21 protein-coding genes are annotated in these 19,272 nt (G+C 50.0%); 9 read left to right on the forward strand and 12 right to left on the reverse strand.

What is annotated here, in order from left to right; all coding sequences use genetic code 11:
• Positions 1-288: 288 nt before the first annotated feature.
• The 5 genes from HHO50_RS19985 (at position 289) to HHO50_RS20005 (ending at position 3,342) form a co-directional block, all read left to right on the forward strand.
• Complete coding sequence (locus HHO50_RS19985) at positions 289-816, forward strand: transposase family protein (RefSeq protein ID WP_181308855.1); 528 nt, start codon at positions 289-291, stop codon at positions 814-816.
• Positions 740-1,207 carry a transposase family protein gene (locus HHO50_RS21650; protein WP_370457659.1) on the forward strand — a complete coding sequence of 156 codons (468 nt, stop codon included), beginning with the start codon at positions 740-742 and terminating at the stop codon, positions 1,205-1,207. The genes HHO50_RS19985 and HHO50_RS21650 overlap by 77 nt, the downstream gene beginning before the upstream one ends.
• Before the next feature lie 56 nt (positions 1,208-1,263).
• On the forward strand, positions 1,264-1,998 hold the full coding sequence (locus tag HHO50_RS19995) for a hypothetical protein (RefSeq protein WP_181308859.1): 735 nt from the start codon (positions 1,264-1,266) through the stop codon (positions 1,996-1,998).
• A gap of 758 nt (positions 1,999-2,756) precedes the next feature.
• The gene (locus tag HHO50_RS20000; protein ID WP_181308861.1) at positions 2,757-3,038 is read left to right on the forward strand and encodes a type II toxin-antitoxin system RelE/ParE family toxin; all 282 of its coding nucleotides are present in this window, start codon (positions 2,757-2,759) and stop codon (positions 3,036-3,038) included.
• A 4-nt stretch (positions 3,039-3,042) separates the two neighbouring features.
• Positions 3,043-3,342, forward strand: coding sequence for a HigA family addiction module antitoxin (locus HHO50_RS20005; RefSeq protein WP_181308862.1), 300 nt, complete (start codon positions 3,043-3,045; stop codon positions 3,340-3,342).
• 58 nt (positions 3,343-3,400) lie between these two features.
• Here the strand turns inward: HHO50_RS20005 and HHO50_RS20010 are convergent, their stop codons facing one another.
• Positions 3,401-4,387: an IS110 family transposase gene (locus HHO50_RS20010; RefSeq protein WP_370457660.1), complete on the reverse strand. Its 987-nt coding sequence runs from the start codon at positions 4,385-4,387 to the stop codon at positions 3,401-3,403.
• 581 nt (positions 4,388-4,968) lie between these two features.
• Between HHO50_RS20010 and HHO50_RS20015 the strand changes: the two genes are divergently transcribed.
• From HHO50_RS20015 to HHO50_RS20025, 3 genes are all read left to right on the forward strand, one after another.
• Positions 4,969-5,958 carry a glycoside hydrolase family 5 protein gene (locus tag HHO50_RS20015; RefSeq protein WP_181308866.1) on the forward strand — a complete coding sequence of 330 codons (990 nt, stop codon included), beginning with the start codon at positions 4,969-4,971 and terminating at the stop codon, positions 5,956-5,958.
• A 339-nt stretch (positions 5,959-6,297) separates the two neighbouring features.
• A complete protein-coding gene (gene dcd, locus HHO50_RS20020) occupies positions 6,298-6,864 on the forward strand; it encodes a dCTP deaminase (RefSeq protein ID WP_255478838.1) in 567 nt (188 codons plus the stop codon).
• Positions 6,865-7,090: 226 nt separating this feature from the next.
• Entirely contained in the window at positions 7,091-7,570 is a 480-nt protein-coding gene (locus HHO50_RS20025; protein ID WP_181308869.1) for a hypothetical protein, read from the forward strand.
• 66 nt (positions 7,571-7,636) lie between these two features.
• Here HHO50_RS20025 and gldC read toward each other — a convergent pair whose 3' ends face one another.
• Positions 7,637-7,990 carry a gliding motility protein GldC gene (gene gldC, locus HHO50_RS20030; protein ID WP_181308871.1) on the reverse strand — a complete coding sequence of 118 codons (354 nt, stop codon included), beginning with the start codon at positions 7,988-7,990 and terminating at the stop codon, positions 7,637-7,639.
• A 194-nt stretch (positions 7,991-8,184) separates the two neighbouring features.
• On the opposite strand from gldC, the gene HHO50_RS20035 reads away from it, so the two are divergent.
• Entirely contained in the window at positions 8,185-9,042 is an 858-nt protein-coding gene (locus HHO50_RS20035; protein ID WP_181308873.1) for an energy transducer TonB, read from the forward strand.
• 121 nt (positions 9,043-9,163) lie between these two features.
• Here the strand turns inward: HHO50_RS20035 and dnaN are convergent, their stop codons facing one another.
• The 10 genes from dnaN to HHO50_RS20080 all read right to left on the reverse strand — a co-directional run bounded on the left by dnaN (position 9,164) and on the right by HHO50_RS20080 (position 19,233).
• On the reverse strand, positions 9,164-10,288 hold the full coding sequence (dnaN, locus tag HHO50_RS20040; RefSeq protein WP_181308875.1) for a DNA polymerase III subunit beta: 1,125 nt from the start codon (positions 10,286-10,288) through the stop codon (positions 9,164-9,166).
• 656 nt (positions 10,289-10,944) lie between these two features.
• On the reverse strand, positions 10,945-11,103 hold the full coding sequence (locus HHO50_RS20045; RefSeq protein WP_181308877.1) for a hypothetical protein: 159 nt from the start codon (positions 11,101-11,103) through the stop codon (positions 10,945-10,947).
• A gap of 124 nt (positions 11,104-11,227) precedes the next feature.
• A complete protein-coding gene (locus tag HHO50_RS20050) occupies positions 11,228-12,001 on the reverse strand; it encodes a hypothetical protein (RefSeq protein WP_181308879.1) in 774 nt (257 codons plus the stop codon).
• A gap of 424 nt (positions 12,002-12,425) precedes the next feature.
• Positions 12,426-13,520 carry an AMP-binding protein gene (locus tag HHO50_RS20055; protein WP_181308881.1) on the reverse strand — a complete coding sequence of 365 codons (1,095 nt, stop codon included), beginning with the start codon at positions 13,518-13,520 and terminating at the stop codon, positions 12,426-12,428.
• Positions 13,521-13,739: 219 nt separating this feature from the next.
• The gene (gene menB / locus HHO50_RS20060) at positions 13,740-14,564 is read right to left on the reverse strand and encodes a 1,4-dihydroxy-2-naphthoyl-CoA synthase (RefSeq protein WP_181308883.1); all 825 of its coding nucleotides are present in this window, start codon (positions 14,562-14,564) and stop codon (positions 13,740-13,742) included.
• Between the two features lie 103 nt (positions 14,565-14,667).
• Positions 14,668-14,904, reverse strand: coding sequence for a hypothetical protein (locus HHO50_RS21100; protein ID WP_219921609.1), 237 nt, complete (start codon positions 14,902-14,904; stop codon positions 14,668-14,670).
• Between the two features lie 5 nt (positions 14,905-14,909).
• Positions 14,910-15,050: a hypothetical protein gene (locus HHO50_RS21105; protein WP_219921610.1), complete on the reverse strand. Its 141-nt coding sequence runs from the start codon at positions 15,048-15,050 to the stop codon at positions 14,910-14,912.
• A 625-nt stretch (positions 15,051-15,675) separates the two neighbouring features.
• The gene (locus HHO50_RS20070; RefSeq protein WP_181308885.1) at positions 15,676-16,197 is read right to left on the reverse strand and encodes a DoxX family protein; all 522 of its coding nucleotides are present in this window, start codon (positions 16,195-16,197) and stop codon (positions 15,676-15,678) included.
• A 106-nt stretch (positions 16,198-16,303) separates the two neighbouring features.
• Positions 16,304-18,016 (reverse strand): 2-succinyl-5-enolpyruvyl-6-hydroxy-3-cyclohexene-1-carboxylic-acid synthase, encoded by a 1,713-nt coding sequence (gene menD, locus HHO50_RS20075; RefSeq protein ID WP_181308887.1) that lies wholly within the window; start codon positions 18,014-18,016, stop codon positions 16,304-16,306.
• A complete protein-coding gene (locus tag HHO50_RS20080) occupies positions 18,013-19,233 on the reverse strand; it encodes a chorismate-binding protein (RefSeq protein WP_181308889.1) in 1,221 nt (406 codons plus the stop codon). The genes menD and HHO50_RS20080 overlap by 4 nt, the downstream gene beginning before the upstream one ends.
• Positions 19,234-19,272: the final 39 nt, after the last annotated feature.

The raw sequence follows: 19,272 nt of genomic DNA on the forward strand, positions 1-19,272 counted from the left end.
GCGCTCCGGAACGTGCGCCGAGAGCGAGAAGCGCAGCTCCTTCTCATCGGCAAAGTGCTTCCTGCCCTGCATCGGTAAAAAGATTTGGTGCTACATCCTTTAACGTTTATCTTCAGTCGGTTGTGCAACAAGCACAACACCTAAACGCCAGCATCGGCCGACGGCCTTCTGCCGCCGTTTAGCCAAGGCGTTGTGTGTAATTTATAATATGATATGGATATTTTTTATTAGACATTAAATATTATGTAGAATAAGGAACTATAGGCTAATGGAATATTTTGGTAGAGTATGCCTTTACGATATTCAGATATTTCATCAGAGGAGAAAGCCATACGTTCTCACACGGGTTTAAGGGGGGTGGAGTTCAAAGCCTTAGCTGGGAAGTTCGAGCAGGAATGGGAGCAGTATATGCGCTGCTTCACCTGGGAGGGCAAGCCTCGTGAGCGGCAAGGCAAAGGGCGCAGGAACAGCGTTTTGGGAAGCATTGAGGATAAACTGTTGTTTCTGCTTTACTATCTGAAGCTTAACCCACTACAGGAAGTGCTGGCGACAGCATTTGGGATGGGCCAGCCCCAGGCAAGCCGCTGGCCGGAAGTGCTTCGGGCAAGGCTAATAGCTACCTTAGCAAAAGAGAAAGTGCTGCCGGAGCGGAAAGCCGAGCGCCTGTACCGGCTGCTCGAGGATGAGGGGCGGGTTTTGATCGATGCCACTGAAAGGGGCGTTGGCCGCAGCATTGATGATGAGACGCAAAAGGAGTATTATTCAGGTAAAAAAAAGCCATACCATCAAAAATGTGGTACTGGCTGGCAGCAATAAAAGAATCCTTTACCTGAGCCAGACCTACGAGGGCAGCGTACATGACAAAAAGATAGCTGATGAAGCGGAAATTGAATTCGAGAAAACGATAGAGTTGCTGCAGGATAGCGGCTTCCAAGGCTTCTGCCCACAAAGAGCCATTCTGCCCATGCCCGAGAAGAAACCCAGAGGCAAGGAGCTAACTTGGGAGCAAAAGCAGCAAAACAAGCACAAAGCCGCTCAAAGGGTAGTCGTTGAACATGCCATCGGGGGCATTAAAAAGTGGCGCATCGTTAAAGACAAAATCAGAAGCTACCGCCATAAACTCAGAGATGAAGTCATGCTCATTGCTTGTGGACTGCATAACTTCTTGATAAATCTAAACGAGCCAATAAAAGCTTATTCTACATAATCTCTATTATTCCAAAGATTCAAGCATATAGTAAAAAGCTTGATGATACCACTCTATTGACTAATCAACATTGGGTTTCAGTAAATGAGATTGATGCTTTCAAAACAGTATATATTTTCAGAGGTAACTCTCAGCTGATAATCTCTGAAAATGGGAAAGTTACACGAGGAAGTTGGGAATACTTGAGCCACAATAGTATCATCATCGAAAGGCAAGAAGAAAGCTATCTGTTCAAGCACGGCTTTCTGGACGAATCAGTTTTAGCATTGAAAGTTGACGGATTAAATGAATATGCTGTTTTCGTCAATGAGACCAAGTATGGGAATGAGATAAACAATATCAACGATTTAATAAAGTTTCTGGAAGCAAAGTACACTCTTAAAGAGAAACAAAATCTATCAAATCGCTCTACTCAGCCTATCAATGACAATAGGTTAGGCAATGTAGAATTAGTGAATGGGGACTCAATTACTTTTTACCCGACAGAGAAAAACCAAACTACGATTATAGAAGGCTGTAAAGTTTTGATAAATGGCCAAAAACCACAAGACGGGTTGTATAAGTCTATTTTAAATACAAGATATGAAGTTGTTGACGGGATTCTGCATAAGGAATACCGCATTGAAAAGCATACTCAATCGAATGGAGCTGTAATTGAAATTGATAATTATAGAATGCAGACTTCAAAAAAAGGTAACAGGGTATGGCTAAACGACAACCCAGCTCCAGACGGAGAATATAAGACGGGTATTTTTAGCAGTTCAACAGTATCAAATGGCTTGATAGTATAAAAAAAACTACACACAATCGAGTAGACGGCCCCGCCAGCGTTAACTGACGGGGTGCGCCTCTCACACCACCGAACGTACGGGTCGCGTATTCGGCGGTTCGTTAAGGATAGCACAGTCGCTCTTTACACCAGCTGTGCCCTTGCCCTAGTTTGGGATAAGGCTAGCAAACTCCTGCGTTTGAACCTCCTTATCGGATTTCGGGCAACTTAACGTTCGGCCCTTCATCACCCTGTGAGGCCTCCGTAGCGCTTACGGCTCGTTCCCGGGTGACTACTATGGCTTCTGCTGACTTCTCCCCCCGTGCACGACAGGGCGAGACCTCCCCAGGTAAGACGCTTATCCTTCCACCTAACCCCGCTGCATCTACAGAGAGTCGTTTGTTGGCCAGGGGCTTCGCAAAGATGTGCTTGCTCACCCACGGCTCCCTGCCTCTTATGCAGTTTCTGTTCGTCGGTTCAGGTATTTGCAGTCCTGCTTCCTTCACTGCTTGCCTCACGGCAAACCAGCTTGCAGCTTGCTAATCGGCTTCACCAACTTGCCGATGAGGGACTTGCACCCTCTGGATAATCTGAGTACATTTCATGAGAAATATACTCGCGCCATGCTGGGCGCACACAATGTGCATAAGTCATGCTTCGGCCGACGGCCTAGCACGTTGTTTACACTAAAGGTTAGGCTGCATTTAAAAAACTTCTTCTTGGATAAGAATTAATAAAAACAATTGCTTACTTTTGGCGTTACTACCGTAAAGCAACAGTATGATTATATCTTTTGGCTCAAAAGAGACAGAAAAGATTTGGAACGGGGTACGAGTCGCTAAACTTCCTATGGAAATACAGGCAATTGGAAGGCGCAAACTTAGGATGCTGAACAACTCCCAGAACATCGCGGATTTGCGGATTCCCCCTTCTAACCGATTGGAAAAACTATCAGGAAACCTTAAAGAGTTCTATAGTATCCGGATTAACGACCAATGGAGAATCATCTTCCAATGGAACAATGGACAGGCCTCAGAAGTAGAAATTGTTGACTATCATTAAAAATATGGAGAAGCTACCCAATATACACCCAGGAGAAGTACTACAGGAGGAATTTCTTATTCCACTCAACATTACCGCTTACCGACTCTCCAAAGACATAAGTATTCCCCAAACCAGAATATCGGAGATATTGAAAGGGAACAGAAGAATTACGGCGGACACTGCCCTAAGGCTAAGTTACTATTTCGGGAACTCACCAAAGTTTTGGCTCGGCCTTCAGGACGATTATGACCTGGAAGAAGAGAAAGCCAATAAGCAGCACGAATTGGAAAGTATAAGGAGATTTGAAAAAAACGCAGCCTAACATTGTGTTCTATGGTAAAAGCAAGTAAAACCGCATAATATTCCCCAAGAACCGGCCCCTAGCTCTCACTCAGCCCTGCAGGCACACGTAGGGCGTGTTCCTCTCGATTACGGCCGGCGAACATGCGGCTCACGATCTTGTTCTTGATGGCGTTGAGCGCGGCCATGGGGTGCTTTCCCTCGGCGGTCTTTCTGTCATAATATTTCCGGTACTCGTTGCCCGCCTTGATGCTGGTCAGCGCGCCCATGGTGAGCAGGGCCTTTATCTTCTTGTTGGCGATCTTGGACACCCTCGTCCTGCCCCTCACGCTGGTGCCCGAGGAGTACCTGAAGGGCGCAAGGCCCGCGTAGCAGGGGAACTTGCGCCAGCAGGGGAACCGGGTGAAGCCCCTGGTGAGCACGAGCATCTGGTTGGCCGTCTGCCCGCCCACGCCCGGCACCGTGCACAGAAGCTCCTTCTTCTCCCTCAGTTCCCGGCGCTCGGCGACCCTGCGGTTCATCTCCGCCTGCACCTCCTTGAGCTTCCTGTCCAGGAGCGCCACCATTTCTTTCTCTATCCTCAGCAGGAACCTCACGTCCAGGCAGCCCCCCAATACTTTCAGTTCCTTGATTCGGGTCTTATGCGCCGACTTTTCCTTCAGCAGCCGCTCCCGCTGGGAGGAGAGCTGGCCCAGCTCCAGAAGAAGGCCGGGGGCGGCCTGGCCGAAGGTGAGCTCGTCCAGGTTCCTTTTCAGGTAGCGGGCGATCATCAGCGAGCCCGCCTGGTCGTCCTTTCCCCGGACGACGCCCACGGGGCGCCGGATGCGGTAGGCGCTCTCCGAGACGAACCTGAGCCCCTTCCCGGACAGGAACCTGCCCAGGCCGACGGAGTAGACGCCCGTGTCCTCGAAACCGAGGATAAGGCCGTGGTCCGGGCTGAGCTTGGCGGCCCACCTGACTAACTGGCCGAAGCCCGCCTTTGTGTTCTTGAACTGGGAGTGGCAGTGCCCGTTGTCGGGGAAAAGAGCGGTGGCATCCAGCACCATCTTGCTGACGTCGATGCCGATGAAAAGGTTTTTCCCATATCCTTCTCCTGGGTTTAAAGGAAGATCGGGCGACTCTCACCTTTAGCAGGCATGCAGGCCTAGTGTTCTATCTTGTCAGGGCCGACCGGAAGAAATGGGGGAGGACTAACACAATGTAGGGGCATGAAAACCTATGTAAACGTTTAGTTCTCCTCTCCCTTTTCTAATATAGTAAATCGCACTCTCGCAGGGTATAAACACCATGCCACGGCCGACGGCCTAGCACGTTGTTTATACTAGACATTGGGTTTAATACATTGTACTTCCTTTTACCAAAATCATCCTGGCCGGTATTGCGCATGTGATGGTGCGACCAAGTGAAGGATGGAGCTACATCAAGGCTGGTTTCTAAAAGACCCTTATTCTGTAAAAGCAGAGCAGATTCAGGAACTTCCTGTACCTGCTCTGCTTACTTACCACAGGAATTGCCTTTCTTTCTGGTGATGCCCACACCTGCCATACCTACCGGGTAAAAGTCTTATTCCATTCTAATGTTTGCTAAACAAGTATTATAACACACCTTTAAAAAATCACTTCCTTTAAGCTTCACCTCAGTCTCATCTATGTCGCTCAAGAAAATAATTCCAGCCCTGCTTTTGGTGGGAAGCAGTTTTGCAGCATCCGCCCAGGCGGTGAAAGAACATGGTGCCCTACGCGTGGAAGGCACCCAATTAGTAGACAAAGCCGGTCAGCCGGTTATGCTCAGAGGCATAAGCTTCGGCTGGCACAATTTCTGGCCCCGTTTTTACACGCCACAGACCGTGGGTTGGCTCAAGAAAGACTGGAAGATAAACGTAGTACGCGCCGCAATGGGCGTAGAACCCAAAGACGGGTACCTGCAAAAGCCGGAATGGTCTACCGAGAAGGTGAAGGCGGTGGTGGACGGAGCCATCAAAGAGAACATTTACGTGATCATTGACTGGCACAGCCACAACATCAACCTGCCCGAGGCGAAGGCTTTCTTCACCCAGATGGCTCAAACCTACGGCAAGAACCCACACGTGATCTACGAGATCTTCAATGAGCCCGATGAGGAAACCTGGCCGCAGGTGAAAGCCTACTCAGAGGAGGTGATCTCCACCATCAGAGCCATTGACCCCGACAATCTTATTCTGGTGGGCACGCCGCGCTGGGATCAGGACGTGCACCTGGCCGCCGATGATCCTATCAGGGGCGAGCGCAACCTCATGTACACGCTGCACTTCTACGCCGCCACCCACAAGCAGGAACTGCGTGACCGAGGAGATTACGCGTTGCGCAAAGGCCTTCCGCTGTTCATCTCAGAGTCGGCGGGCATGGAAGCCAGCGGAGACGGGCCTTTGAACGAAGCAGAATGGCAGAGATGGCTTGACTGGGCCGAGGATCGTCACATCAGCTGGGTAACCTGGTCGGTGTCTGATAAAAATGAAACCTGTTCGGTACTTCTGCCCTCGGCTTCGGCCACCGGCCCATGGAAAGACAGCGATCTGAAGCCATCGGGGCTTAAGAGCCGCGAACTCATCAGAAAATACGCCTCTCAGCCGGTAAAGAAGAACCAGGCAAAATCAAAGTAAGCGCTGGTTTACATTTCAGGCTTGCTGGCTCAACTAACCAGAGAAAGGTTCTGCGGAAGCATTTCTTGAGCAGCGTAGCAGCGCTACGGGGCAACGCAACCGCGCCCGCAGGGTTCTTTTTAGGATGGTTTGCAGCGCAAAAATGAAATCTAAACCAGCTCTAAGCCCAGCCGTACCATCGCTGGCTTTCTTCCGGCTTAAGATGGTTTTCGTGGAAACGCCCGGTGCTCTCTTGGGAAAAGAAGCACCGGGCGTTTTTGGCTTATTTTAGGCAAAACACGCGGTAAACGCATCCTCTCACCTCCAAAGCCGTGGCAAGAACCGGATTTTACGTGTACCTTGCACCTTTACTTTAAGCGCACCACCCGCATGATCCTCACCGACCTTCAGATTCTGGAAGAGATAGAAAAAGGCACTATCCTGATTGAGCCCTATGACCGCACCTGCCTGGGCACTAACTCCTATGACGTGCATTTGGGCAAGTACCTGGCTTTCTACAAAGACGAAGTGCTGGATGCCCGCAAACACAACCACATAGAGGTATTTGAGATTCCGGAGGAAGGCTACGTGCTGGAGCCCGGCAGATTGTACCTGGGGGTCACCGAAGAATACACTGAAACCCACGCCCACGTGCCTTTTCTGGAAGGAAAATCCAGCGTAGGGCGTTTGGGCATTGACATTCACGCTACCGCCGGAAAGGGTGATGTTGGGTTCTGCAACCATTGGACGCTGGAGATCTCAGTAAGCCAGAAAGTACGCGTGTACCACAACATGCCAATTGGCCAGTTGATCTATTTTGTGGTGAACGGCGGCATTGAGAACTACTATAACCAGAAAAGCAACGCCAAGTACAACCAACGCTCAGTGTACCCGGTGGAGTCTATGATGTGGAAGAACAAATTCTAGATTTTTCCAGGTTCACCCCCCTCCTTTGCCGTTAATTGGATATATTTTACCTGGGGTTGGTAGAACATCAAGAACTTTGCTCTCAGGCAATTATAATAGGCTCTAAAAGAAACAAACTACCCGCTGGCACGTTCTTTTCTTACTGGCCCTCAACTTTTTTGCTATGGGTTTTGTTCTAAAATAGATGGCACAGGAATTGTATAGAAACTCTCAAAACCGAACAACCATGAAAAGATTAGTGTATACCTTAGCCCTTGTTCTCTCTGTGAGCTTCGCGTCTTTCGCGCAAAGCGGAGGCACCGCTGAACAACGCGCCAAGAGCCTGTCTGATAAGATGATTAGAGAACTGCAACTGAACAATTACCAGTCGCGGAAACTTAGAGAGCTCAACCTCATGAACGCCAAGAAAATGGTAGACTTTGAGGCGAAACATGCCAATAACCCTGCCGAACTGGAGAAATGCATCAATGGGGTTTGTAAAGAGCGGGACATAGCCCTGGAAGACCTTTTGAGTACCGCCCAGTACTCACGCTATTACAGTGCCCGTAAATCTTTCAACAACTTTGACCGGCAATATGCCCAGCAGTTACTGAAAGAGAACGGAAAAGCCGCAAAAACGCTGATAGCTCAGGATAAAACCGATACCAAACGTACTTTCCCGCAGCCAGAGACCGCTCTTATCAAAGAGGCTGCGCCTAGAAACTAGCCTATTGTAAGTACCAACAAAAAAGCCGCTTTCTCAAGCGGCTTTTTTGTTGGTACTTTTTGAAGCTTACTGCGGGTTCTGGGCCGCGTTCCGGTTTTGCTGCTCCTCTACGTGCTGCATCAGTTCCTGGCACAGGCTGCGCATTTTCTCGGCCATCAGTTTGTCATTGGTGGCGGTTTCAATGCTTTGGGCCATGGCGCCAATAGTATCAATGCAGAAGTACTTCATCTCATCTACCGGCATGTCTTTGGTCCAGAGATCGATCTTCATGGTTCCGGAATCATTGCGGTCCCAAAGCGAAATATTGATGGCTTTGGCGAAATGGATGTCGGTACCGGCATCGGTAGCGGTCCAGCTGATGGCCTCCGGAACGCGCTGGTCATCTAAGGCAATGCTGAAATGTATCTCTGATTTTTTCATTTGTTTCATGGGTTGTGCGCTGCCGCGCAGGTTACTGAAAAACAAAGGTAAAATGTTTTTCTTTGTTGCAAGAGAAAGTTTGGGCATAAAGACATATAAGCCTCCAGTAATATAGACGATAGTTGAATTCTTTTTCTAGATTAGGTTCTTGAACTATAAGCTCTTGTATAAGATAACTATTCAAAATATCTTTTATGAAACGAATACTCCTGTTTTGTTTTCTACCACTTTCAGCCTTAGCTGCGCAAAGCCAAACAGATACTGTTTACCTAGACAAATACTACAGGATTAAACCAGACAGAAAAGAGGCTGAGTATTTTAGGCTAACTACGTATTCTGGCTCTAAGGAAGAGAAGAGACGGCTTGATACGTACTATTTAACTGGGGAGAAGTTTTACGAAGAGGATGCTGTCAAAGAAGCCAAAGGCAAGTATAAGAAGGAAGGCCCTACCAGGTACTTCTACAGAAATGGGCAAGCAAAGGAAGAACAGCTTTTCACAGGCAATGAGGTAAAACTCACCAAGTGGCATGAGAATGGGCAAGTGTATTACAAGTGCCTCAAGATAGACGGAAAAGAAGAAGGAGAAGCTTTAGGTTATTACCCATCTGGTAAATTACGAAGACGTGAGCAGTTCAGTAAGGGAGAACTTACAAAAGGAGAATGTTATGCAGAAAACGGCGAAGTTGTACCTTATTACCCGCACTTTACACATCCCGAATTCCCAGGTGGCACCAGCGCACTCATGAAAATGATTAATAACAGGTTTAGAATACCCCTTGAAGCAGCGAGAAGTGGTGCTTCTGGTATTACAGTGGTTCAGTTCCTGGTATCAAAGGAAGGAAAAGTACATGATCCAGAAATAATTAAATCCATACACCCTGCTTTGGATAAAGAAGTATTAAGAGTGGTGAACTCGTTGTCATACTTTAATCCAGCCACTGAAGAAGGTCAAGCATTAGAGTATGCCTTTTCTTTTCCATTTAATGTAATACAACGCAATGAAGTAAACCATCAGAATCAAATCAATAGGAATGGGGTAAGAAACAGGTAAGCCTATATAGTTGTCACTTTGGAGTTATTCATCTTCGTGGATAATGAAATACCGCTTTAAAACAGGAAAGCCTCTCCAAAATGCTTGGAGAGGCTTTCCTGTTTTAGCAGAATTTCTACTCTTACACGTAGTTGTTGAGCATGACCGGCATCACCAACATCAAGATGCTTTCCTCCTCGTCGTTGGTAGAGGGCATGAGCAAACCGGCGCGGTTAGGCGTAGACAGCTCCAGGGTGATTTCGTCTGAGTCAATGTTGCTCAGCATTTCGGTCAGGAACTTGGCGTTGAATCCTATCTCCATGTCCTCGCCGTCGTACTGGCAAGTCAGGCGCTCGTTCGCTTCGTTGGAGAAATCCAGATCCTCGGCCGAAATCTGTAGTTCGCTGCCCGTAATGCGCAGACGTACCTGGTGCGTGGTTTTGTTGGAGTAGATAGAGATCCGTTTCACCGAGCTCAGGAAATCGTAGCGGTTGATCACCAGTTTGTTCGGGTTCTGGGCCGGAATCACATTCTCGTAATCTGGGTAGCGCTCATCAATGAGGCGGCAGATCATTCTAATGTTGTCAAAGCTGAAGAACGCGTTGGAAGTATTGAACTCTACCCGTACCGCCGTGGCCTCATTAGGCAACGTGGACTTGAGCAGGTTAAAGGCTTTTTTAGGGATGATGATGGAAGCGGCATTGTCACTGCTCACATCTTGGCGGCGGTAACGCAGCAAACGGTGTCCGTCTGTGGCCACAAACGTGATGTTCCCGCTACTTAGCTGTACAAAAATACCGGTCATGGCGGGGCGTAACTCATCATTGCTCACCGCGAAGATGGTTTTGTTGATGGCGCGGCCCAGTACGTTTGACGGAATCTCAATGGCGTTTCCCCCCCGCACCACCGGTACCTTCGGGAAGTCGGTGGCGTTCTCACCAGAGAGTTTGTAACGGCCGTTGGATGAGCTGATCTCAATGGTGTAGGTTTCCTCGTCAATGGTAAAAGTTACCGGCTGATCCGGCAGGTTTTTCAAGGTATCAATCAGGATACGGGCCGGCGCCGCAATACGACCGTTTTCGCGGGCTTCCACGTGTATCTCCGTGATCATGGAGGTTTCCAGGTCACTTGCCGTGATGGTCAGGACACCGTCGTGGATCTCGAACAAGAAGTTCTCCAGAATCGGCACCACCGGGTTGTTGGCCACTACCCCGTTGATGCTAGTAAGCTGCTTGAGCAGCGCCGTAGAAGATACAATGAATTTCATCCGTTATAGTAGGTTTGGGAAAGGTCTTATATCGGGCAAAGTTAACCAAAAAAGGATTTTATCCTATGTTAACGGCGGTTTTGTTTGCGTTCCTCTCCTATTTTAAGCCCGTTTTTCTGAAAAGATGACAAAAAGGAGCATGGGGCTTTCAGTGCCCGGGAGAAGTAGCGTAAGTCTGCCTGATAATACTCTTTTCTGAGCTTTGAACTGGCTTCTGTAGAGCGGTTGACAGGTATTCACATGATATTGCGGTTGGTGGGTGCATGACTTACGTTGTTCCCTTAGCTTGCCGACTTTTGCGTGGAATTGGTGGGTGCACGGAATACGCTGTTCCCTTGGCATGTCCGCTTTTTGCGTGGGTGCAAGTGCTACATTGTTTCATCTGTTCCGCTAAGCGCTCACGGCCGCGGGGCCCCGTCTTCCCCTCTCGCACTGCCCTTTCGGCCTGAGACGTCTTTTTGGCTTAGTTTTGCCAATCTAAGGCCGAAAGCGATGCGCGCTCGGGGAAGACTGGAACTGGGGAAAGTAAATAATGTAGTTGTAGTGGCAGTAGCGGTTATGCCCACCAGTATTTACCTGTTTCCATTGGTTTTCTGGCGCAAGCGGCCGCCTGCACGTCGTTTTTAGGCTACTTTTATGAAAACAGGCATAAAACTTTAGTGCTTGTCTAAATTTGAAGTTTGCAGGCGAAAATGACCTGAGAGCGGTTCTGCAGAAGCGTTTTTTGAGGGGCTAAGCAGCGCCACGGTGTGATGCAACCGTGCACGCAGGTTCTTTTTAGGATTGTTTGCAGCGCAAAACTCAAATTTAAACATGCTCTTAAACAGCTTTATTGTCTGGGAAAGCTCTTTTCAACAGAAATCATGCTGCATAAACAGTTCTGCCCAGGCCATGTATCACATAACCTGGGCAGCTCCTGGCATGGAAGAATTTATGACGTTATTTCTGGAGGGCGTTTGCCTGCTTTAAAGGTTTAAACGAGCCAACTCCCAATGCTTTCGCGGTCTTAGCACCGGTGGCTTGGGGTTCTATTCCGGAAGAGGTGAAATAAAAGACTACGTTTGGCTCTGCTACCGTGATATAGGGCTGTTTATTGAAAACGGTTAAGACGTCTAGCACATTTCCAATGGAATTTTTATCGGCGCTTAGCACGTGGATGTTCTCGTCAAAAGAAAAGACCAGTTTGGTTCTGGTTTTGGCCATCAGTTGTTTCAGCTGCGCATAGGTTCCGCTGCCTTCAATGGAAACCATGAATTCATTGGTCAACCCTACCCACATTACGTCAGGATTGGTGGGTTCTTCGCCAAAGTAGGGATACGCGAAAGAAACAGTATGTTCTTTGAGCAGTTTTGCCATCAGTTTCTCCACGTCTGAGCAGGTAGAACCGGGGTATAAACTTATGACGGTGATTACCCCAGAATCCATTGTTATCTCGCTGTATATGGCCTTGAACTGCGGGAATCTTCCTATTACCTGCCTACGAGCCTTCAAAGACATACCATCGGCAAAGCCAACCAACAGCATTTCGCTTCTGGCCTTCCCGTACTGTACGGTACCAGATGCTTTATTGAAATAAGAATAGTTTTTACAAGCTGCACCACGTTTATCTGAGAACGTCGTTTCACTTAGGTTTGGCTCTACTTCCTCCTTTTCGCAGGAAAGAAGAAACATGGAAGCAAATGCCAGGCAAGTCAGAGAGAAGAATTTTTTCATTGTAAGAGGGGGAAATAGGGAATTAAAAATCGGTTTCTTGTCTCTCTTACGTTTTCTAGCTAAAAAAGAAGCATCTATCTAACTAATCTCAAAAATTTTCAGCTAACTTCCTCAGGGTCAGCCTTAAGCCCCAGAATCACTTAGTCGCTGGTCGGGTGGTTCTTCAATACTCCAACGCTTCTACCCACCCTTACGCTTTGGCCCTGATGCTTTTCCCTTTTCTCCGTTGATGTGTACTGCGTCTGTTTTAGTAGCTAATTGAAGAAACGCTCATGCGCAGAGTTGATAGGGAACTGCTTTGGATCCATGCCTACGGTTGGGCTCGCCGCCACAGACTCATCAAAAAAATAAGCCTGACTACTCCATTTTCATCTTCCAGACTCTAGCGTTTAGGGCCTGTTTTCTGAAAAACAGGCCCTAAACGCTAGAGCAAAGTCATGCCGCTGCGCCGATCAATCTTGCCGGTGGCGGTCTCCGGTAGACGGGGCAGATAGCCAAACTGTTTGGGGATCTCATATTTAGAAAGGCTTTCGCTGAGTTTGCCTTTGAGGTTGGTTTCCTCTTCCTGGGTGAGAGGGCTGCCTTCCAGTACCGCAATCAGCCGCTCGCCCAGCGTTTCATCTGGCAAGGCGGCGGCAAAATACCGGCGCGAGATTCCTAGTTCGGCTAGTGCTTCGCCCAAGGCTGCTTCTACTTTCTCCAATTGTACTTTCACCCCGCCCGAATTGATGGTGTTGTCGGCACGGCCGAGCCAGCGAAAAGAATTGTTATCCAGCAGTTCTACCAGGTCATTGGTGACCAAGGTTTCGCCACCCGTCACTTCCGCCCAGATAGTGAGACAGCCGCGCTCATCCTGGCCCAGGGTTACTTCCGGCGGCGCGGTATAGTAATCGGTTTTCTCGGCTCCATTCAGCCGCCGGACGGCAATGTGCGAGATGGTTTCGGTCATGCCGTAACTCTGGTACACCGGCACTTCCAACTTCTGCACAGCTTCTTCCAGCGTCTTGCCCACGGCGGCCCCGCCCAGCAGAATGGCTCTCATCTGGTTTAGTTTGGCCACCTTTTCGGGCGTCTGTTCCAGAATGGTTTGCAGTTGCAGCGGCACCATGGCTATGAAATCAAACTCGGCGTCTGGGTCTACGCTGGCCAAAGGGTTCCCGGTGGGCTCAATGATGGTCATGTGCAGGTTGCCCACCAGGCCGCGCACCAGCATCATCATGCCGGCAATGTATTCGGTGTTTAGGCAGACCAGCACCCGGTCTTCGGGCTGCAAGCCGAAAATACCCAAGGTTCGCTTGGCACTCGCCTCCATTCTATCGCGGGGCAGTTCCAGGAACTTCGGCGTGCCGGTACTGCCCGAGGTCTGCACCGGATATTCCTGCACGCCCTGCAGCCAATTCTTGCAGAATTCCAGCGTTTTGGCCTCATACCCGTCAATGGGAATGCTCTCCCGGAAAGAGTAATGCTGGATTTCGTCTAAAAAGAATTTCTTGCCATTCAGGAGCAGGTGGTCGGGCATGAGGGTAGCACGTAGTGTGTATCAGGTATCACGATGAAACAAAGTAAGAGAACAATTTCCTTTCTGGTGCGCTCTCTTATGCTCTCTTACTAGAAAAAGCCCTTAAAAAGTTACGGAGCAGCCATGAAGTTTGCCTTCAGCACTGCCCCGCGCATAATCTTTCTTGCATTACAAGCACCTATACCTTCATCGTGATACCTGCTACTTGCTACAAACAAATCAAGGAAACTTAGGGTACTTGGAGAAGTCTGGTTTGCGTTTCTCCAGGAAAGCGTTTTTGCCTTCTTTGGCCTCGTCAGATAAGTAGTAGAGCAAGGTGGCGTCTCCGGCCAATTGCTGTACCCCGGCCTGGCCATCCAACTCGGCGTTGAAAGAGGCTTTGAGCATGCGCAGGGCCAGCGGACTTTTCTCCAGAATCTTCTGGCACCATTCTACGGTGGTTTCCTCCAGTTGCTCCAACGGTACTACTTTGTTGACTAAGCCCATGTCCAGGGCTTCCTGGGCATTGTACTGGTCACAGAGGAACCAGATTTCGCGGGCTTTCTTCTGCCCTACCACGCGCGCCAGGTAAGATGCCCCGAAGCCTCCGTCAAAGGAGCCTACTTTGGGGCCGGTTTGCCCAAAACGGGCGTTATCTGCGGCAATGGATAGATCACACACCACATGCAGGACGTGTCCGCCGCCAATGGCCCAACCGGCCACCATGGCAATCACGGGCTTGGGAATACGCCGGATCTGCATCTGTAAATCCAGCACGTTCAGGCGGGGCACCGTGTCTTCGCCTATGTAACCGCCGTGCCCGCGCACGCTTTGGTCGCCGCCGGAACAGAAGGCTTTGCCGCCCTCGCCGGTGAAGATGATGACCCCAATCTCGGGATTGTCGCGGCAGATGTTCATGGCATCAATCATCTCGGCCACGGTGCGCGGGGTGAAGGCGTTGTGCACGTGCGGCCGGTTGATGCTGATTTTAGCGATGCCGTTATAGAATTGGAAGAGAATCTCTTGGTATTCTTTGAGCGTTGTCCAGTTGAATTTACTTTGCATGAACCTCGGTTTAAATGAAAACAATGAGGGCATAAAGGTAGTGTGCCCTTGCAAGATTATGCAACGGTATGCCCGGAAATCGGTTCTTCTTTCAGAAACCTTTTTACTCGCGTGAGCGCTTTTTCTGGTTCAGCCGCTTCTCGTTCATGGCAAACGTATGGCCTACCGAGTAGTAGCCGGAACCGCCCACAAAGTAGAAAATTAGCGCCAGAAGAGTGATGAGCGAAAGGGCAAACTGTGGATTAACCGAGAAAAACCCATGGCCTGCATTAAAGAAGAAAACCGCCCCAATGAGGTCAGGAATCTGAAAACCAATGGCTACCCGCGTAATGAGGCCCAAGGCAATCAAAACACCGCCACCAGGTGCGCAAAGGCCACGTAATGCGCCAACCCAATAAAATGAAACTGGCTGTTCTGAATGATTTCGGCTAGCGCCGAGGTATCAGCAATAAAGGTCAGGCCTTTGTAGAAGATAAACAGACCCAAAAGAATTCTTCCGTAGTCATAGGCTACGGGGTGGTGCTCATGTTGCCACTGGTCAACTTGGTGTACCCAGGCGCTGTTCTAAGTAGCGCCTCCGTTCAAGGTTATCTGTTCTTTCTTAGCGACAGACAAACAAGATGCGGGAGTTCTAACTTAAACAAACTCGCGGGCATCCAAAGAAGGGCAGAAATACAGGAACTCAGAAGAGGTTAAAAGTAGAAGCTGTTTAGAGTTTATGCCTGTTTTCATAAAAACAGGCATAAAACGGGGTAGAGTAGAAGTTTGTGCCCATGTCATAGATAAACCTCCTGTTTTTGGGCTGTTTTCATAAAAGTAGCCTGAGAGCCTGTTTAAATTTCATCTTTGCGCTGCAAACGGCCATAAAAAGAACCTGCGTTCACGTCTTTCTCACACCGTAGCGCTGCTACGCTGCTCAAAAAACGCTTTCGCAGAACCTTTCTTTGGTTAGTTGAGCCCGCAAACCTCAAATGTAAACAAGCTCTGAAAACGACGGCACAAGCGGACGCTTGCCCCAGAAGAATTGCTTTAAAAGCCGGTTAGTGAAAAACTCTAAACAGGTTCGTAGGCTTGGTAAAAAAAATCTACCTGACGCGGAAAGATGTATCATTCACGGGTGGTGCAGTTCAGTGTTCACCACCTGGTCTTCATTGGCCAGGCGGGCTTTGAGGGAGTGCGATTTATTTTTCTTGAGCAGCCGTTTCCGCTCGGTCAACGCTTTGTCATCAAAGGAGTAATACCCAGACCCGCCCACAAAATAGAAGGCCAGGAAAAACAAGGTATAAAGGGCCACCGCGAAGGGTGAATAAAGCGAGAACAGATCATGTTCTGGGCTGAGGAACAGGACGGCACACATCACAATAGGGATTTGGGCCAGGCAGGCTAAACGGGTATGCCACCCCACCATAATCATGATGCCCCCAATCACGTGGATGACCGCGATGGCATACGCAAAGAAGGAAGCGGCAGAATACAGTTTGCTGTCTAATAAAATCTGCTCCAGAGCCGTGATATTCAACAGGAACTGCACTCCTTTGAACAGGAGAAAGCCTCCCAAGGCAATGCGGCCGTAATCATACAGCACCACCCGGTGCTTATGATGCCATTTTTCTACCTGATTTGTAAACTCCATGATTTTACCGCCTTTACAACAGCGTCTCCATCAGTAATTTACGACTTCTTCCAGCTTAAGTCAATGAATACTTTGTTAATTTTTATATAAAATTCTTAGAAGTGTATTATAGTTGAATACCTGTCGCAACTTGCTCTCTGTAGGCGGCAAAAACGGCATAATTCTCTGCGCTATCTGTCTCTACTTCTATCAACTGAGGCCCTGCGGTTGGCTCAAAAAAGGCCGGCAACAAGGCAGCCAAAGCATCTCCGTCCGTTACCTTGTGGTAGGTTAACCCCATGTCCTCAGCGGTTTTCTGGGCCGTTTGCCGCTGATCGGTCTCAAAGTAGGGTCTCAGTTCCGGCTGGCTGCGCGGGCCTTCAATGATCCTGAAAATGCCGCCTCCGTGGTTGTTCAGTACCACAATGCGCAGGTTCTGGGGCAGGTAGTTGTGCCATAGGGCGTTTCGGTCATACAGGAAAGCCATGTCACCGGTGACTAGGGTTACCAGTTTATTTGTGCGCAAGGCCGAACCTACGGCCGTGCTGGTGCTACCGTCAATGCCGCTGGTGCCCCGGTTGGCAAACACCTCCACGCCCTCGTTTTCGGCTACGCCGATGAGGTTGGCATAGCGCACGCTCATGCTGTTGGCTACGTGCAGCAGACTGTTAGCGGGCAAACTCCTGAGCACCTGGTAACACGCCTTGAATTCTGAAAACGGGCTGTTTTCCTGAAAACACTCCAAAACCGTTCTCCCCTGTTTTTCCAGCCCCCGCCAGGTCTGACTGAATTCCGGCAAAACCTGTCTTCCATTGGCGTTTGCAGCTACCTCCCGGAAGAAGTCCTGCGGGGTAGTTCTGATGATGCGGGTGAGTGCCTGAAACGTGTCGGCTACTATTCCGGCGGGCTGCACGTGCCAGTGCGGCAGGCTTTTCTGCTGACGCAGAAATAATTTCAGGTTTTTGGAAATCAGCGACTTATGAAAGGTGATCAGCAAATCTGGTTTAAGTTCTTCTGAGGCGTGCAGGTGCTTGGCACCCAGAAATACATCATGGTAGTTGATGGTCTCTCCGGCGGCCTGCTGGTTGCTGATGGTATCTGTGATGAAGACGGCACCTGTGGCACGGCAGAACCGCACAATTTCAGTGTGCAGGGCCTCGTCCCGCCTACCCTGCCCGGCCACTACCAGCACTCTTTTGTATTGCGGCAGTTCCTCTTTCAAAGTCTCCCAGGCCTGGGCAGGCAATCCGTAACCAGAGGGCCACTCTTCCATGATTTTCACATCAGAAGAATAGGCGAACTCCTCTCCTTCCTGGGGGTAAAATGGCTCCCGCAGTGGGATATTCACGTGTACCGGCCCCTCTGGGAAAGCGACTACTTCATTCAAGGCCTCATTGAGCAACCGGGCAGCATACCACTGAGAATCAACATGATTCGTGTCTACCGGAAAGTCCAGGCTGCGTTTCACGTGCCCCCCGTAGATTTTTGATTGCCGAATGGTTTGCCCGTCCAGTTGGTCTATCCACTCGGGCGGTCTATCGGCGGTGAGCACCAGCAGGGGGATGTTCTGGTAGAAGGCTTCGGCCACGGCCGGGGCGTAGTTGTAGGCGGCGGTGCCGGAGGTACAAACCAGAACCACCGGCTTGCCGGTCTGCTGGGCAATACCTAAGCCAATAAAGGCGGCGCTGCGCTCATCGGGCACGGTGCGTACGCGTAGCTGCGGGTGCCGGGCGAAGGCCAGCGTCAAAGGCGCGCACCGGGAACCCGGCGACAGCACCACCTCCTCTACCCCTTTGCGGGCACAGATTTCGGCAATATCTATAACGGCTTGTAAAATCATGATTCAGACGCTTGAAATAAACGGAGCACGGTTTGCATCTTGAGTTCGGTTTCCACCCACTCTTTGGCCGGGTTGGAATCTGCGGTCATGCCGGCCCCGGCATACGCCGTCACGGTGTCCTGCCCCAGTTCCACGCACCGCAGGTTCACGAAAAGGTTCGTCTCCTCCCCCAACTGCACCGGCCCCATAAAACCGCTGTAATAACGGCGATCATGTACCTCCAGTTGGTGTATCATTTGCAGGGCAGCCGCCTTGGGCATTCCCCCTACCGCCGAGGTGGGATGCAGCAGTTCCAGCATTTGGGTGCCCAGTTTGGGGAAACCCACCTCGTCCATGGCGGCGCTAAAATCGGTGCGAAGGTGCAGCAGGTTTCCGGCTCTGATGGTACGGGGGCCCATTTCCACGTATTCGCGCAGCCGCAGGTGCCGGAAGCAACTCACCACGTACCGCTGCACCAAAGCCTGTTCTTCAATTTCTTTCTGCCGCCAGATGGCATCGGCGGGCGTCAGGCCATCGGTAATCGGTTGTGTGCCAGCAAGAGCCATCGTGCGGAACACCCGGTGCCGGTCAATCTGCACCAGCAACTCGGGTGAAGCGCCCAACCACGTACCCAGCCCCGGAATGGCCACCAGCGAGACAAAAGCCGTGGGATACAACTGGGTAAGTTGGGTAAAGGCATTCAGCAAATCAAAACCCTCAAACAGGGGCAGCGTTTTGGTGCGCGACAAGACCACTTTCTCCAGACACCCCGCTTGCATGGCCTTTACGGCAGTGGCTACCGTTTGCTCAAAGGAATCGCGGGTGATGGACTTTACGGCTCCCGCCGGATGGCTGGGCCACTTCAACTCTGAATGCTGTTTTTGGTCTGTTTTCTGAATATTGGCCCAAAAAACGGAGGGTAAATGGCTCTCTCCCCTCTCTAGTGAAGCATCTGGTTTACCAGAGAAATACAGGTCAGCGGGCAGAAACGTGCCAGGGGCTGTGGTGGCGTTTTGGAACGGACAGAAGGCAAATCCCTGTTGTGGCCCTTCCATAGGCGGCAGCGTCTGCTTTGCCTGGGCAGCTACCACCGCCTGTACTTCTTTGGTGTTGGGCAATCGCCAAAGCGCCACCGGCAGTTCAGCCGCCAAGGCTGCTTGAAAAATCTTGAAAGCCGTTTCTTCGGGGGAAGTTCGGTCAGTGAGCGGGGGGATGGAAGAGGTGGTTTCTAGGGACATTTACGGGTGCTTGCAGAGCAACTACAAAGTTTCAGTTTA

Origin of the sequence: Rufibacter sp. XAAS-G3-1, assembly GCF_013623775.1 — a bacterium.
In the GTDB taxonomy this organism is placed as follows: Bacteria; Bacteroidota; Bacteroidia; order Cytophagales; family Hymenobacteraceae; genus Nibribacter.

Excerpts from the sequence above, each read along its gene's own strand:
- HHO50_RS20070 (WP_181308885.1), bottom strand. The coding sequence starts at position 16,197 with ATGGAGTTTACAAATCAGGTAGAAAAATGGCATCATAAGCACCGGGTG.
- HHO50_RS20055 (WP_181308881.1), bottom strand. The coding sequence starts at position 13,520 with ATGCCCGACCACCTGCTCCTGAATGGCAAGAAATTCTTTTTAGACGAA.
- HHO50_RS20025 (WP_181308869.1), top strand. The coding sequence starts at position 7,091 with ATGAAAAGATTAGTGTATACCTTAGCCCTTGTTCTCTCTGTGAGCTTC.
- HHO50_RS20000 (WP_181308861.1), top strand. The coding sequence starts at position 2,757 with ATGATTATATCTTTTGGCTCAAAAGAGACAGAAAAGATTTGGAACGGG.
- HHO50_RS19985 (WP_181308855.1), top strand. The coding sequence starts at position 289 with ATGCCTTTACGATATTCAGATATTTCATCAGAGGAGAAAGCCATACGT.
- HHO50_RS20080 (WP_181308889.1), bottom strand. The coding sequence starts at position 19,233 with ATGTCCCTAGAAACCACCTCTTCCATCCCCCCGCTCACTGACCGAACT.
- HHO50_RS20015 (WP_181308866.1), top strand. The coding sequence starts at position 4,969 with ATGTCGCTCAAGAAAATAATTCCAGCCCTGCTTTTGGTGGGAAGCAGT.
- menB (WP_181308883.1), bottom strand. The coding sequence starts at position 14,564 with ATGCAAAGTAAATTCAACTGGACAACGCTCAAAGAATACCAAGAGATT.
- HHO50_RS20005 (WP_181308862.1), top strand. The coding sequence starts at position 3,043 with ATGGAGAAGCTACCCAATATACACCCAGGAGAAGTACTACAGGAGGAA.
- dnaN (WP_181308875.1), bottom strand. The coding sequence starts at position 10,288 with ATGAAATTCATTGTATCTTCTACGGCGCTGCTCAAGCAGCTTACTAGC.
- menD (WP_181308887.1), bottom strand. The coding sequence starts at position 18,016 with ATGATTTTACAAGCCGTTATAGATATTGCCGAAATCTGTGCCCGCAAA.
- HHO50_RS21650 (WP_370457659.1), top strand. The coding sequence starts at position 740 with ATGAGACGCAAAAGGAGTATTATTCAGGTAAAAAAAAGCCATACCATC.
- HHO50_RS20045 (WP_181308877.1), bottom strand. The coding sequence starts at position 11,103 with ATGTTTAAATTTGAGTTTTGCGCTGCAAACAATCCTAAAAAGAACCTG.
- HHO50_RS20050 (WP_181308879.1), bottom strand. The coding sequence starts at position 12,001 with ATGAAAAAATTCTTCTCTCTGACTTGCCTGGCATTTGCTTCCATGTTT.
- HHO50_RS20035 (WP_181308873.1), top strand. The coding sequence starts at position 8,185 with ATGAAACGAATACTCCTGTTTTGTTTTCTACCACTTTCAGCCTTAGCT.
- gldC (WP_181308871.1), bottom strand. The coding sequence starts at position 7,990 with ATGAAAAAATCAGAGATACATTTCAGCATTGCCTTAGATGACCAGCGC.